The sequence below is a fragment of the Nocardia blacklockiae genome (assembly GCF_015477355.1).
In the GTDB taxonomy this organism is placed as follows: Bacteria; Actinomycetota; Actinomycetes; order Mycobacteriales; family Mycobacteriaceae; genus Nocardia; species Nocardia blacklockiae.
Genome location: NZ_JADLRJ010000013.1, coordinates 49441 through 63081, shown reverse-complemented (window position 1 = coordinate 63081; position 13641 = coordinate 49441). Strand labels below are relative to the sequence as shown.

The 13641-nt window shown below is 71.2% G+C and carries 15 protein-coding genes and 1 other RNA gene; 6 read left to right on the top strand and 10 right to left on the bottom strand.

Annotated elements, in window-relative coordinates; all coding sequences use genetic code 11:
- Positions 1-24: 24 nt before the first annotated feature.
- The gene (locus IU476_RS29415) at positions 25-447 is read left to right on the top strand and encodes an SgcJ/EcaC family oxidoreductase (RefSeq protein WP_195105551.1); all 423 of its coding nucleotides are present in this window, start codon (positions 25-27) and stop codon (positions 445-447) included.
- A gap of 6 nt (positions 448-453) precedes the next feature.
- On the opposite strand, the gene IU476_RS29410 is transcribed toward IU476_RS29415, so the two are convergent.
- Positions 454-888 (bottom strand): OsmC family protein, encoded by a 435-nt coding sequence (locus IU476_RS29410; RefSeq protein ID WP_195105550.1) that lies wholly within the window; start codon positions 886-888, stop codon positions 454-456.
- A gap of 178 nt (positions 889-1066) precedes the next feature.
- Between IU476_RS29410 and IU476_RS29405 the strand changes: the two genes are divergently transcribed.
- A complete protein-coding gene (locus IU476_RS29405) occupies positions 1067-1804 on the top strand; it encodes a zinc ribbon domain-containing protein (RefSeq protein WP_195105549.1) in 738 nt (245 codons plus the stop codon).
- 143 nt (positions 1805-1947) lie between these two features.
- A complete protein-coding gene (locus IU476_RS29400) occupies positions 1948-3066 on the top strand; it encodes a bifunctional RNase H/acid phosphatase (protein WP_195105548.1) in 1119 nt (372 codons plus the stop codon).
- Between the two features lie 67 nt (positions 3067-3133).
- On the opposite strand, the gene IU476_RS36410 is transcribed toward IU476_RS29400, so the two are convergent.
- Both IU476_RS36410 and IU476_RS29390 read right to left on the bottom strand, forming a co-directional pair.
- Positions 3134-3616 (bottom strand): GNAT family N-acetyltransferase, encoded by a 483-nt coding sequence (locus IU476_RS36410; protein ID WP_195105547.1) that lies wholly within the window; start codon positions 3614-3616, stop codon positions 3134-3136.
- A gap of 4 nt (positions 3617-3620) precedes the next feature.
- The gene (locus tag IU476_RS29390; RefSeq protein WP_195105546.1) at positions 3621-4508 is read right to left on the bottom strand and encodes an alpha/beta hydrolase; all 888 of its coding nucleotides are present in this window, start codon (positions 4506-4508) and stop codon (positions 3621-3623) included.
- A gap of 266 nt (positions 4509-4774) precedes the next feature.
- On the opposite strand from IU476_RS29390, the gene rnpB reads away from it, so the two are divergent.
- Together rnpB and IU476_RS29380 are read left to right on the top strand one after the other, a co-directional pair.
- Positions 4775-5181, top strand: an RNA gene (gene rnpB, locus IU476_RS29385) — RNase P RNA component class A.
- 275 nt (positions 5182-5456) lie between these two features.
- The gene (locus IU476_RS29380) at positions 5457-6155 is read left to right on the top strand and encodes a phosphoribosylanthranilate isomerase (protein ID WP_195105545.1); all 699 of its coding nucleotides are present in this window, start codon (positions 5457-5459) and stop codon (positions 6153-6155) included.
- On the opposite strand, the gene IU476_RS37140 is transcribed toward IU476_RS29380, so the two are convergent.
- Both IU476_RS37140 and IU476_RS29370 read right to left on the bottom strand, forming a co-directional pair.
- Complete coding sequence (locus IU476_RS37140) at positions 6094-6960, bottom strand: EamA family transporter (RefSeq protein WP_195105544.1); 867 nt, start codon at positions 6958-6960, stop codon at positions 6094-6096. The genes IU476_RS29380 and IU476_RS37140 overlap by 62 nt on opposite strands.
- A gap of 4 nt (positions 6961-6964) precedes the next feature.
- Positions 6965-8278: a hypothetical protein gene (locus IU476_RS29370; RefSeq protein ID WP_195105543.1), complete on the bottom strand. Its 1314-nt coding sequence runs from the start codon at positions 8276-8278 to the stop codon at positions 6965-6967.
- Positions 8279-9484: 1206 nt separating this feature from the next.
- Between IU476_RS29370 and IU476_RS29365 the strand changes: the two genes are divergently transcribed.
- Positions 9485-9817 carry a hypothetical protein gene (locus IU476_RS29365; RefSeq protein ID WP_195105542.1) on the top strand — a complete coding sequence of 111 codons (333 nt, stop codon included), beginning with the start codon at positions 9485-9487 and terminating at the stop codon, positions 9815-9817.
- Positions 9818-9974: 157 nt separating this feature from the next.
- On the opposite strand, the gene IU476_RS29360 is transcribed toward IU476_RS29365, so the two are convergent.
- From IU476_RS29360 to IU476_RS36400, 5 genes are all read right to left on the bottom strand, one after another.
- A complete protein-coding gene (locus tag IU476_RS29360; RefSeq protein ID WP_195105541.1) occupies positions 9975-10382 on the bottom strand; it encodes a hypothetical protein in 408 nt (135 codons plus the stop codon).
- Positions 10383-10395: 13 nt separating this feature from the next.
- On the bottom strand, positions 10396-11235 hold the full coding sequence (locus tag IU476_RS29355) for a glucose 1-dehydrogenase (protein WP_195105540.1): 840 nt from the start codon (positions 11233-11235) through the stop codon (positions 10396-10398).
- Between the two features lie 105 nt (positions 11236-11340).
- The gene (locus IU476_RS29350) at positions 11341-12210 is read right to left on the bottom strand and encodes a CHAD domain-containing protein (RefSeq protein ID WP_195105539.1); all 870 of its coding nucleotides are present in this window, start codon (positions 12208-12210) and stop codon (positions 11341-11343) included.
- Positions 12210-13169, bottom strand: coding sequence for a prolyl aminopeptidase (gene pip, locus IU476_RS29345; RefSeq protein ID WP_195105538.1), 960 nt, complete (start codon positions 13167-13169; stop codon positions 12210-12212). Before pip ends, IU476_RS29350 begins: the two co-directional genes overlap by 1 nt.
- On the bottom strand, positions 13169-13609 hold the full coding sequence (locus IU476_RS36400) for a hypothetical protein (RefSeq protein WP_228824524.1): 441 nt from the start codon (positions 13607-13609) through the stop codon (positions 13169-13171). Before IU476_RS36400 ends, pip begins: the two co-directional genes overlap by 1 nt.
- Positions 13610-13641 lie beyond the last annotated feature (32 nt).

Below are 13641 nucleotides of genomic sequence, written 5' to 3'. Positions count from 1 at the left end.
ACATTGAGGTTCGAGGATGGTCGCATGGACGCCGACGACGAACAACGCATCCGCGACACCCTCGCGACGCACACCGATCTGTGGATCAGGCACGAGATGCGGAGGTGGAGTGAGTACTTCACCGAGGACTGCGACTTCATCACGCACCGGGGCCTCTGGTGGCGCACCCGGACGGAGAACGTCGCGGGACATGTCGATGTCCCGGAATCGGTTCTCGCGCAGAAGAAGAACTATTCCCAGGAAGTCGTGAAAATCAGCGAGATCGCGCCGGGAGTCGCGCTGGTGCACACCGAATGGCGCTGGCCCGGTCACGTCCTGCCGCACGCGCCCGCCGCCGACCGGCGCGGGTTCATCACCCTGGTGCTGGTCGAGCGCGGCGGCGCGTGGCTGATCCGGGCCGCGCACAACACCCGGCTGAACGGACTCGACGACTTCGAGGCCGCCTGACCCGGCTCAGGTGGTGATGGTGGGCTCGTGGTCGACGGGGAAGTTCACGGAATTGGCGATGAAGCAACGCTTGTGGGCCGCGGCGTGCAGGTCGCGGGCGGTGTCGTGGTGCGCCGGGTCGGTGATCGTGACGTGCGGCCGCAGGGTGACGCGCACGAAGCGCTCGTCGTTCATGGTGCCCTCGGCCGCGTCCCGATAGTCGGTGACGACGATGCCCGCCTCGGTGCACAGGTGCAGGTACCACAGCATGTGGCATTCCGACAGCGACGCGACCAGCAGCAGCTCCGGATTCCAGTGCGTGGCGTCGCCGCGCCCGACCACCGGGTCGGCGCTGCCGGGCAGCGGCTCCCGGCCCGGCGCGAGCACCTGGTGATTGCGGGAGTAGGACCGATAGCCCGTGGTGGCCCCGCTCCAGACCACTTCCACCTCGTAACTGTGCATGCCACGAGCCTGCCACAGCGCCCGATCGGGCCGCCCCGGGTCTCCGCCGCCTCCCCGGACCGGTGGGGTTGGGACGAAACGAGTCGCCGGCGGAGTACGGTTGAACTCCGGTGCCGGACGCCCGACCGGGCCACCGCTGCCGCCGAACCGTCCATAGCGTCGAGGAGTAAGTTCCGCGTTGAATGTCGAACCACCGATCCAGGCCAAGCTGCTCGACCTCGCCGCCGTCGATGCCGAGCTGACGCGGATCGAGCACCGCCGCAAGGTGCTGCCCGAGCAGCAGGAGGTCCAGCGGCTGGAGACGGAGCGCAGCACGCGCAAGGACGCGGCCGTCAAGGTCGAGATCCTGATCGACGACCTGGACCGCGACATCCGCAAGCTGGAGACCGAGATCGACGGCGTCCGCAAACGCGAACAGCGCGACCGGGGCATGCTCGACAGCGGCAGCGTCGGCGCCAAACAACTCTCGGAGCTGCAGCACGAACTCGGCAGCCTGGAACGCCGCCGCACCGTCCTCGAGGACGACCTGCTCGAGGTGATGGAGCGGCGCGAGGCCGCCGTCGCCGACCACCAGCACGCCGGCGCCAACCTGTCCAAGGCCGAGGCCGATCTCGCCGACGCCCAGCGCCGCCGCGACGAGGCCCTCGCCGATCTCGAGGTCGCGAGCGGCCGCTGCGCCACCGACCGGGAGCAGCTGCTCACGGCCTTCCCCGCCGAGCTGCTGGCCATCTACGACAAGCAGCGCGCGCAGCACGGTGTGGGCGCCGCGCTGCTGCAGGCCCGCCGCTGCGGCGCCTGCCGGATCGAACTCGACCGCGGCGAGATCGCCCGGATCGCCAAGACCGACCCGGAGGTCGTGGTGCGCTGCCCCGAATGCGGGGCGATCCTGGTGCGCACCAAGCAATCCGGGTTGTGAACCGCACCGCCCGGTCCCGCCCGGCACGACGTGGCGCTTCCCGATGACCCGGGTGCGCGACGTGGCTCCGCGGCGACCGGGGACGCGGGAGACGGCAGGGTGAACGAGGATCGGGCGCGGCCCGGCGCGGAGGGAGCGCGGTGGTGACACAGGTGATCGTCGAGGCCGACGGTGGTTCGCGGGGCAACCCCGGCCTCGCCGGATACGGCGCGGTGGTGTGGGACGGCGACCACGCGCAAGTGCTGGCCGAGCGCCGGGAGGCGATCGGCATCGCCACCAACAACGTCGCCGAATACCGGGGCCTGATCGCCGGTTTGGCGGCGGCGGCCGAACTCGGCGCCCGCGAGGTCGACGTCCGCATGGACTCCAAACTCGTCGTCGAACAGATGTCGGGCCGCTGGAAGGTCAAGCACGCGGGCATGATTCCGCTCGCGGAACGTGCCCGGCAGCTGGTCGCGGGGTTCGACCGGGTGAGTTTCGAATGGATTCCGCGAGAACGGAACTCGCACGCCGACCGGCTGGCCAACGAGGCGATGGACGACGCGAAGGTGATCGCCGAGGCCCGCGCCGAAACGTCCGATCGGCCCGCGACACAGGCCCGTTCGTCGGATCCGACCGCGACCACCGCCCCCGGCTGGACCGGTGCGCGCGGACGGCCCACCCGGTTTCTGCTGCTCCGGCACGGGCAGACCGAATTGTCGGTGCAGCGGCGGTATTCGGGCCGCGGCAACCCGCCGCTTACCGCGCTGGGCCACGAGCAGGCGGCGGGGGCGGCCAAATACCTTGCGGCGAAGGGAGATATTGCCGCCGTCGTGACCTCCCCGCTGGGCCGGGCGCGCGAGACCGCCGACGCCGTCGCGCAGGCCCTCAACGCGCCCGTCCGGGTCCTGGACACGCTGATCGAGACCGATTTCGGCGAGTGGGAGGGTCTGACCTTTCTCGAAGCGGCGCAACGCGATCCGGGCCTGCACACGCGCTGGCTGGGCGATCCCGGCCTGCCCGCGCCGGGCGGGGAGAGCTTCGCACAGGTGCGCGAGCGCGTGGAGGCGGCCCGCCGCGACATCGTGGCGCTGTATCCCGAACAGAACGTGGTGGTCGTCAGTCACGTGACGCCGATCAAGACGCTGCTGCAGATCGCCCTGGGAGTGGGCCCGTCGCTGCTGTACCGGCTGCACCTGGACTTGGCGTCGCTGTCGATCGCCGAGTTCTACCCGGACGGCGGCGCGTCGGTACGCCTGGTCAACGACACGTCGTACCTGTAAGCGCGGCAACGGGTTACGGGAGCCCGGGGGCGCGCGCCGACCTCCGCGGACAGGCCCACACCCGCGCTCAGAGCGACCGCACCATCTCGTAGTCGACCCGCGGACTATCCAGGGAGCCGGGCCGTTTCCGCCCGGACGGCGCGAAACCCTTACGGAGATACAGCTTCTTGGCGGGACTGTTGCCGTGCGTGACCCACAGGTGCAAGCGCGGATGCCCCGCCTCCCGGGCCCACGCCACCACGGCGTCCACGAGCCGGTCCGACACGCCCGTCCCACGCACGGAGGCGGCGACGAACATCGAAACCAGCGTCGGGACACCGTATTCCAGCAACCCGCCCACACACCCGAGCACGTCACCACCGGACTCGGCGACGAACAGGACCCGCCCGGCAGCCCATTCTCGCCACCGGTCCTCGTCCCATGCCGCCGCGTCCTCGTAGGACAGCGAGAAGGTCCCGGGCGCGGACCCGGCCAGCGCCGCCAGCCGCGCGACCCGGGCGGTCCGCCAGTCCCCGGCGGGCACCCGCCGGACGATCACGCCGTCGCCCACCGGCTCAGGGCCGCAGCACCGACACCAGGAAATCGGCTTGGTCGTAGACGGCCTTCTCGAACCAGTCGTCGAAGTAGATGTCGAAATGACCGATGGGATAACGCTTCACGACGGCGTGCTTGGTGCGCTCGGCGGCCTTCACCGTCGGGCCCACCGGTGCGACCGAGTCGTTGTCGCAGATCGCGTACATCACCGGCACCTTGATGTTCTTGGTGCGGCGCCACGGGGAGTCGAACAGCGTGGAGAGACCGATGCGGGCGGCGACCTTCGGCTGGTACTGCTCGCTCTCCTCGGCCAGCCGGCCGAAGCCCTCGGGCACATCGGCGGCGCTCATCAGCGCGGTGGAGCGTTTGCGGCCCGCCAGCCGCACGCCGATCGGCTTGCGGCGGATCGGGCCGATCAGCACGTCGGTCGCGGCGACCGTGCCGGTCTTGAACAGGCTGATCGGTCCCTTCGCCCGCGCCGAGGCCCAGCCGCTGGTGAACGGGCACTGCGCCACCACGGCGGCCAGATAGTCGTCCTCGTGCGCGATGGAGAGCACGTGCCCGCCGCCGAAAGACGTGCCCCACAGCGCGATTCGCGTCGCGTCGAAGCCGCGCAGGGTGCGGGCGAAGGCGATCGCGGCCCGCCAGTCCTCGCGCTGGCGGCCGATGTGGATGAGCTGGCGCGGCGTCCCGCCGCTGGCGCCGAAGTGTCGATAGTCGAAGACCAGCACGCCCATTCCGGCCGTCGCGAACCGGCGCGCGTACCGGTCGAGACCCATCTCGCGGTCGGCCCCCAGCCCGTGCGCCATGATCACCAGCGGCCGCGGCTTCGGCGGGCCGTCCGGGCGATAGAGCCACGCTGCACACTGTTCGCTTCCCGACGGGAACCCCACCTCGACACGCTCCATGGCGAAATACCGTAACGCCTCGCGAGATCGGCCGCTGACCTGGACCCCTGTCCGGAGCGGTGGGTCCGCGCACCGGCCGCCGCCCCGGGCGTTTCGGGTGTCCGCCCGCGGGTAACAGTAAATGGTCACCCGTGTGCCCGAATCGCGAAAACCGTTCGGCGACAAGCGGTCGGGATCGCGCCGCCGTCTCGCTGATCAGGCCCGATCCGCCGGTAGCGGGGGCCCGTGCACCGGCATCCGGACCGGGGCGGCACAATGACGACAGACGAGTCGGTCGGGCGACCGCGTCGACAGGAACGGGCACCTGTGTGCCGCCGCCTGTCGCCGAGGAAAGTCCGGACTCCACAGAGCAGGGCGGTTGTTAACGGCAACCCGGGGTGACCCGCGGGACAGTGCCACAGAAAACAGACCGCCGGCGCACACGCGCCGGTAAGGGTGAAACGGTGCGGTAAGAGCGCACCAGCGCCCCGGGTGACCGGGGCGGCTCGGTAAACCCCGCCCGGAGCAAGGTCGAAGGTCGCACTCCCCGGAGTGCGGCTGCGCAGGCGTTCGAGGGCTGCTCGCCCGAGCCTGCGGGTGGGCCGCTCGAGGTGCCCGGCGACGGTGCACCCAGATGGATGGTCGCCCCCAGCCTCGGCTGGGACAGGATCCGGCTTACAGGCCGACTCGTCCCCTTCTTCTTCGACGCGGTAGCCGGGCGGGCTGCCGCGGAGAAGTGCGGCCGGGGTGTGATCGGAGCGTGATATCTTCCCGGTCGTGGGGGTATTCATACTGAGGGGGTAGGCATCAACGTCGACGCGGCCGTGCGGTGTGATCCGGCGGCTCCGGCGGCCGGCTGACCACGGCCGTTCCGGCTGATCCGGCGCTCACCCGCCGGCGATGACAAGCGTTCGTTCTCCGGCGTCAGCTCGCCGGATGCGGCACAGACTAGGCAGTATCGTGTGCCGGATGATCAACGTCCGAGCGAAGATCTGCGGTATCCGGAGCGAATCCGATCTCCGGGCCGTGCTGGATGCCGATGCCGATGCGGCCGGATTCATCTCGGGCACAACACATTTCAGTGAGGACGTGCTCTCCGCGGAGCAGGCCCGCGAATTGTCGCGGCTGGTGCCCCCGACGGTGGAGCGGGTGCTGGTCACCCACCTGACCGACGCCGCCGCGGTGCTGCGCCTCGCCGATCGCGTCGAGGTCGACTGCATTCAGCTGCACGGGCTGATCACCCTCGACACCGTGCGCGCGGTGACGGCCGGGGCCGACGGCCGCCGGGTGGTCCGCGCGGTGCACGTCACCGGCCCGGAGGCGGTCGACGCCGCGGTGGCGGCGGCGTCGGAGTGCGACGGCGTGGTGCTCGATTCCCGGTCGGCGCACCGGCTCGGCGGCACCGGGCGCACCCACGACTGGTCGATCAGCGCGCGAATCGTGGAGAAACTGGCCGGTACGGATTTCCCGGTGATGCTGGCGGGCGGGCTGAACCCGCGCAATGTGGCGGCCGCGATCGAGGCGGTGCGGCCGTGCTGGGTCGACGTCAACTCCGGCGTGGACGGCCGCCGCGGCGACAAGGATCCGGCGGCCTGCGCGGCGTTCGTCAGGGCGGCACACGCCGCCGCGTCACCGAACGCTGCTCCAGCCCGACCGCGAGCAGTATGAGCACCCCCGCCCCCGCCGTCGCCGCGGTCAGCCGGGTCTCGGTGCACAGCGCGCCCACCAGCGCCGCCACCACGGCCTCGTTGAGCCCGACGATGCCGGCGGTCGCCGCGTCCAGCCAGCGCAGCGCCTGCCAGTAGAGCGCGAAGCCGGGCCCGAGCAGCAGCGCGCCCACGGCGGCCAGCGCGGCCGTCGTGCGCGGGCCCGGCGGATCGATGATCAGCAACGGACTGCTCGCCGCGCCCGCCACCAGCAGCTGGAGCCCGGCGGAGGTAATCGTGTTGTCCGGCCCCGCTTCTCGCGCGATGAGGCTGACCAGCGCGGCGACACAGGCGGCGCTGCCCAGCGCGAGCAGGCACCCGGCCACCGCCGCCCCGGCCGTGGCCGCGGCCGGGCGGCTGCCGGTCACCAGCCAGATCGCCGCCGCGACCAGGACCAGTTCCAGCACCACCGCCATGGTCGGCGGCCGCCTGCCACGCACCAGCGCCGCGGTGATGATCAGCACGGGCGCGGTGAGGTGCAGCGCCGCCACCACCGGCAGCGGCCCGATGCGCAGGGCGGCCACGTACAGCGCCAGGTTCGCCGTCTCCAGCCCGCCGAGCCGGGCATAGAGCGACGGTTGCGCCGCGAGCGCCGCCCACGGGCGCTCCCCGCACAGCCACGCGAGCAGCAGCAGCGTCACCGCCCCGCCCAGCGCCACCAGTCCGGCGGTGGTCGGGACGGCCAGCACCGCCAGCAGCGCGCTGGACGCGCCCCAGAGACAGGTCACCGCCACCATCAGGACGAGCGGGACCAGTGGGGCGCGCACGTGACTACGTGAGTAGGAAGGAGACCACGGGCAGGACCAGCGCGGTGAACGCGGCGAAGACCGCGCCGGCCACCCGCCGTTTCGGCAGCCGGGGGAAGCGGGTGGCGAGGCCGCAGTAGGTGCCGGAGGCGAACAGCAGCGTGCCCCACACCACCAGGGCGCGGCTGCCGATCTTGCCCAGCGCCTGGTCGAATCCGACCGCGAGCGCGAAGACGGTGCCGCCCGCGGCGGCGCCGACCAGCAGCAGGGCCACGCCGGCGGTCGAGTTCATCAGCATGCGCCGGCCGCGCACCTTCGCCACCGCCTGCGGGTCGCTGTGGTGGGCGCCGTCGGCGCGGCAGATCTCGTCGTACACCTTCGCCGGGTTGACCCGCTCGTTGATCGCGGGACGCACCTGCAGCAGCGCCTCCAGCGCCTGCGTGGTGGCGTAGGAGGTGACCGGGCCCTCGGTCGAGATGCGGAAGCCGCCGCGGTAGATGGCCAGCGCGTCCACCTCCTGCATCTCCAGCAGCTCCACGATCGCGCCGCGCACAGCGGGGTCGAAGATGGTGCGGCTGTCGGCGGACACCACCGCGCCGATCGCCAGGTGCAGGGTGAGGTGCCGCCAGGTGTCGACCAGGTCGTCGCGGCGGAAGATCTCGGTGTCGATCTCACATTCGTTGCGGCGCAAGCCCGTCAGCAGGCGTTTGACCGCGAGGGTGCAGGCGCGCTCGGCGCGTTTGTCGCCGATCTCGGCGATCTCGGGGCGGGCCAGCACGGTGGCGATGTGCGCGGCCGCGTACATCGGCAGCGTGCGCGGCTCCTGGAACACGGCCGAGACCAGATAGGCGATGCCGCGCGAGATGGCTTGGTGCCGTTCGCCGTCGAAGGTGCCCTCGCCGATCAGCGCCTGGACCGCGGCCGCCGTCGCGGTGACCGAGACCGGCCCCAGGAAGCCCGACATCCGCCAGCCGCCGGTCTCGGAGTCCTGCTGGTCCAGCAGGGTGCGCAGGGCGCCGGTCAGGCCCGGGTCGGTCTCCTCGACCTCGAGGCAGCGCAGCGCGCGGATCCGCCACGCCACGTCGATGGGCGTGCGGAAGTACCATTCGTCGCCGATCGGGCGCTCCACCACCGTCGCCCGGACCAGCGCGGCAACCTTTGCGGCGCGCGGGATCTCGCAGCCCGCGCGGTGCAGGATGCAGACCACCTCGGCGGTGTTCTGCGGGTTCGGCGGCACATCGGGAATCCAGCCCCAGCCGGCGCCGCCGCTGGGATGGGGAAGCAGGCTGCCGCGCAGCCACTCCACCGCCATCCGGATGCGCTCGTCAATGTTCGACACGGCCCTTCCGCCTTTGGAACACGGCCCCGCGAACTCGCCATGGGGCGCTGGTAATTGCCACGCTACTCGGGTGGTCCGACAAGTGGAGCGGACTGACGAACCCCGAAACAGTTGTCGGCAAGCGTGTTTCGTTTACATATCACGAACGGAACGGTCTGCGTGATATCCGGTGCCCCGGCCAATCGGCCTGGGGCGGAAGGGGTTCCGGCGATCACCGCGACGGGAGCGGGACGCTGCCGGTTCGAAGCCGGATAGTGCTGCGACACAGGGCGTTCGGCGTGTGACAGGACCTGGACCGGTCCGCGTTCGAATTGCAATCTCGGCAGTGTCCGAGCGGGACGGGCAAACAGTAACGGCGGCACCCGGATACGGGTGCCGCCGTGCGCCGGCGCGAGCGGCCGGCGAGGTGTGGGGCGTCCTCAGCCGGCCGGGCTGATCACCAGGATCTGCGCCCAGTAGGCGGCCTGCTCGGGTCCGAGCAACGGCAACAGGTAGTCGTAGACGATGGACGACATACGGTGCGGAACTCCCTTGTTTCTCGACGATGGGTGACAAATGGCGCGCACAGCACGGGAATCGACGCCCCTGACGCGCTCGGGCCACAGTAACAGCGTGCGCGCGCTGTCGCACTACCAGCGGAATTCGGTCTTTGCGTGCGGTATGTCCCGGACGCGGGATCGGCGTATTTTCTCGCGGCCGTCCGGTGCGGGTATTCGCGCCGCGCATCGACGGGAGGTTGCCGGACCGGTGGAATGCTTCCGAATGGATCTTCGCCTTTTCTGTCGGTTCTGTCCGGAAACTTCCGCGGCAATTCGCGTTTCATAGCGAAGTGCTGTCACGCGCCCGGGTATCGCGGTGGCGTCGATGCGGCGGCGGTGCGCGACGCCCGGGTGCCCGACGGCCGCCGACGTGCCGCGATCGACGAAAGCCGACCGTCCGGTTCCGGTGAGCGCAAGTGCGTGTGACCGCAGGTACCTGACGCCCGTCCGCGCGCCGCGTGCCCGACGCGCCGGGCACGCATCGCGGAAACCGGCCATGTAGGGCGCGGATCCCGTACCGGGCGGCGTGTTCGGCACGACTATCCGCACTTAACTGGCCCTATAGGTGATCGGCGTCATAAAGTGTTGCGCGTTGGAAGGTTCCGTTGCTGGGGGTGGCAACGGGGCTGTGGGTGTCTACGAACGTCGGAAAGCAGGTTTCATCTCTATGCGAGTAGTTCGCAAGCTGGTTGCCGGTGCGATGATCGCCGGTGCTGCTTCGGTTATCGGTGTGCTGGGGGCCGGGTCCGCGAATGCGGTCGCGGTGACCCCGCTGCCGGGCGGGGTCCAGGTCGACCTCAGCCACGGGGACACCCAATGGGTGCACCAGTCTCACCTCGGCCAGGCGATCTCCGGCCTGCCGCACCCGTCGGCGGCGTCGTTCGGGCAGGCGCTCGACGCGGCGTCGGGGCTGTCGTCGCAGTATCCGGACGGCCGGGTCGTGTTCACCGTGTACGGGCCGTTCGATCAGTTGAACGGCACCATGCTGGCGCTGCAGTAGCACGCAGCGCGTCCGCGTGGAGCGGCCTCCCCGGGATCGTCTCGGCGCCGGTAGATTTCGGCGCTGTACGAACCGAATCCGGGTCGGCCTCGGAGCATTCGCCCGAGGCCGACCCGGATTTTTGTTTGTCCCGCAGGCTGTTTCGCGAGGCCCGGGCTCAGTCCGGCGGTTCCGGGCTGCGCATCCCCTGGGCGATCGAGCCGCCCGCGACGTCGGAGGAGGTGCCGAGCTCCTCCTCGTAGCGCTTCGGCGCCTCGTCGGGGATGTCGACGGCGTCGCTTTCGGCGGGGCCGTTCTCGTCCGGGGGCGCGGGCTCGGTGTCGGGCTGCTCCTCGGCGAGCCGCTCGCCCAGTGGGCGGTCGTGCGCCTCCTCCCAGGGCGTGGTGCCGTACTTGTCGGCCTCCGACCAGTGCTCCGGCGGATCCATGCCCTCCTCCAGCGGATCGGCCTGCAGGCGGTCCTCGTCGAGATCCTCGGCGCTGTTGAGCGCCCCCGGATCGGTCTCCACGGAATCGGGCGCGCCGGTGTCCTGCGGCGGGTCCCAGGTGTCTTGCGGTTCGGTCATGGTGACCACCTCCTCACAGAATCGGCCGGCCGCCCGTCACGGCGAGGCGGGCGCCGGAGATGTAGCTCCCGTCGTCGCTGGCGAGCAGCACGTAGGCGGGCGCGAGTTCGGCCGGCTGTCCGGCACGGCCGAGCGGGGTGTCGTCGCCGAATTTCGCCACCTTCTCCGGCGGCATGGTCGAGGGGATCAGCGGTGTCCAGATCGGTCCCGGCGCCACGCTGTTGACGCGGATTCCCTTGGGCCCCAGCAACTGCGCCAGGCTGGCGGACAGGTTCGCGATGGCGGCCTTGGTGGCGGCGTAGGGCGCCAGCGTGGGGGAGGGCATGTCGGAGTTGACCGACGAACTGCCGATCACCGCCGAGCCCGGCGGCATGTGCGGCAGCGCGGCCCGCACGAGCGCGAAGTAGGCGCCCACATTGGTGCGGAAGGTGTAGTCGAACTCCTCGTCGGTGATCTCCTCGACGGTCTCGTGGGTCATTTGATAGGCGGCGTTGCTCACCAGCACATCGATCCGGCCGAATTCGGCGACCGCCGCGTCGATGATCGACCGGCAGTGCGCCGGGTCGGAGACGTCGCCCGCCACCGTCACGGCGGTCCGCCCGGCCTCGCGCACCAGGTCGGCGACCTCCTGCGCGTCGTCGTGCTCGTTGAGGTAGGAGATCAGGACGTCGGCGCCCTCGCGGGCGAAGGCGATGGCCACGGCCCGCCCGATGCCGCTGTCCGCGCCCGTGATCACGGCCGCCTTGCCGGTGAGCTTGCCGCTGCCGCGATAACTGCGCTCGCCGCAGTCGGGCACCGGCTCCATGGCCGACTGCACGCCGGGCACGTCCTGCTGCTGTTCGGCGAAACCCATCGCTCGCTCCCTCCGTCGTTCGGCAGGCCGCGCTGGGCGGTTGCCCTTACGTGGCGGCCCTACCCGGGAGGGAATCGATGAAACACCGCGCGGCGCGCGGGACGCTCACCGCCGATACTTGTGCCGCAGGAACTCGGCGGCGGCCGGGTACTGGTCGAGGGCCTTGCGGGCGGCGTCGGCTTCGGCGTCGTAGAGCCGGTCGTAGTCGGCGGTGACGGTGCCGCGGGTGGAGGCGGCGGCCGCGCGGGCGCGGATGGTGGCCATCGCCTCGACCGCGTCGCGGTGGTCGCCGAGCACCGTCTGCAGCTTCTTGGCCCGCGCGGACAGCTCCTCGGCGGGCCCGTCCAGCACCGGCACGGCGGCCTCCGCGGAATACCGTAAACGCTTGGCGGCCTTGCGGATCTCGTGCAGATGCTCGACGCGGTCGGCGTCCGCGACCGTCTCCTCGGCGCGCACCAGCGCCCGGACCCGCCGGAAATCGTCGCGCAGCACACCGGAGAACGACCGCGCGGCCTCGGCGCGCGCCCGCCCGCGCCGCAGCGGCGGATCCCGGCGCAGGGCCTTCAGGCGTTTGCGCAGCCGCCGGTAGCGGTCGCCGTCGAGCGCGCGCAGCACCTCCCGGTGCGCCTCGGCGTACCGGTGCCGCTCGACGGTCACCAGGCGCCGGCAGACCCGCCGCTGCTCGCCGGTCTGCTCCGCGGCCAGCGCCGCGAACCGCTCCGCGCGCACCTCGGCGTCCCGGGCCACCCCGAGCAGTCCGGCGAGCCAGCGCAATTCGTCGCGGATCGCGTCGATCTCCTTGCGGTGGAACGCCTTCCGATACGACCGGAGAATGCTGCGCAGCCGCCGGGTGGCCACCCGCATCTGATGCACCGAATCCTCGGCGTCGGCACGGACTTCCGGTTCGGCCGACAGCAACCGGTCCACGTCCTCGTCGAGTGCGGCGCGGAGAGCGGGACCGGTTGCGGCGTTCATCAGGTGCTCCGGAACTTGTCGGTGGCCTCCACCAGATGGTGGGTGATGCCGGGCTCGGCGGCGGCGTGGCCGGCGTCGGGGACGATGTGCAGCGTCGAATTCGGCCAGGCCCGGTGCAGGTCCCAGGCGCTGACGGCCGGGCACACGATGTCGTGGCGGCCCTGCACGATCACCCCGGGAATGTGCGCGATCCGGTCGATGTCGCGCAGCAGCTGGCCGTCGTCGAGGAAGCCGCCGTGCACGAAATAGTGGTTCTCGATGCGGGCGAACGCCAGCGCGAAACGGTGCTCGGCGGTCTCGGCGATCCGTTCCGGGTGCGGCAGCAGCGAACTCGTCGCCCCCTCCCAGCTCGACCACGCGACGGCGGCCGCGGTGGCGACCGCGGGATCGGGGGAGTGCAGCAGGCGGTGATAGGCGCTCACGAGGTCTCCCCGGCGGTCGGGTTCCGGCACCACGGCCAGGAACTTCTCCCACTCGTCAGGATAGACGTAACCGGCGAGCCCGTTGTAGAACCAGTCGATCTCCTTGCGCCGCAACAGGAAGATGCCGCGCAGCACCAGCTCGGTGACCCGGTCGGGGTGGGTCTGCGCGTAGGCCAGCGCCAGCGTCGAGCCCCACGAACCGCCGAACACCTGCCAGCGCTCGATCCCCAGATGCGTTCGCAGCCTTTCGATATCGGCCACCAGATGCCAGGTGGTGTTGGTCTCCAGGCTCGCGCCGTCGGCGACGTGCGGCGTGGACCGGCCGCAGCCGCGCTGGTCGAACAGCACGATGCGGTACGCCCGCGGGTCGAAGAACTGGCGATGGAACGGCGCGATGCCGCCGCCGGGGCCGCCGTGCAGGAACACCACCGGCTTGCCGTCGGGGTTCCCGCTCTCCTCCCAGTAGACGCGCTGACCGTCGCCGACGTCGAGCAGGCCGTCGCGGCGGGCCGGCAGCGACGGGTACAGCGTGCGCATCAGAACGCGATACCCGAGGCGAGGTCGGGCAGCTCCAGCGCCTGTAGCGCCTGGGTGCGAGTGTCGGAGCAGGTGGCGGTGGTGATCCGGTCGACCACGGCCTTGTCGCCGAGGACCTGCATGTTGATGCCGCCGTTCGCGGCCGCCCACTCGTGCACGGTGATGTTCAGAGCGACCCGGCCCAGGGTCGGTCCCTGCACGCGCCAGTCCGACAGCTGCGGCTGGATCCGATCGCACAGCTGCTTGGCGACCTGATCGGGCACCGCCACCGGGCCCGGCGTCGTGCTCGCGGTCGCCGAGCCGCTGGCATGCGCCGCCGTGGAGGTGACGGACCCGCTCGAGCCGGCGGGTTCGGGCGATCCGGTGGTGCCGCCGCCCCCACATCCGGCGATCAGGGCGGCGGCGGCCACCCCGGCCGCCCCCAGCGCTCCGCGAGTCATCCAACGGCTCTGCGACATCTGTTCCCTCTGCT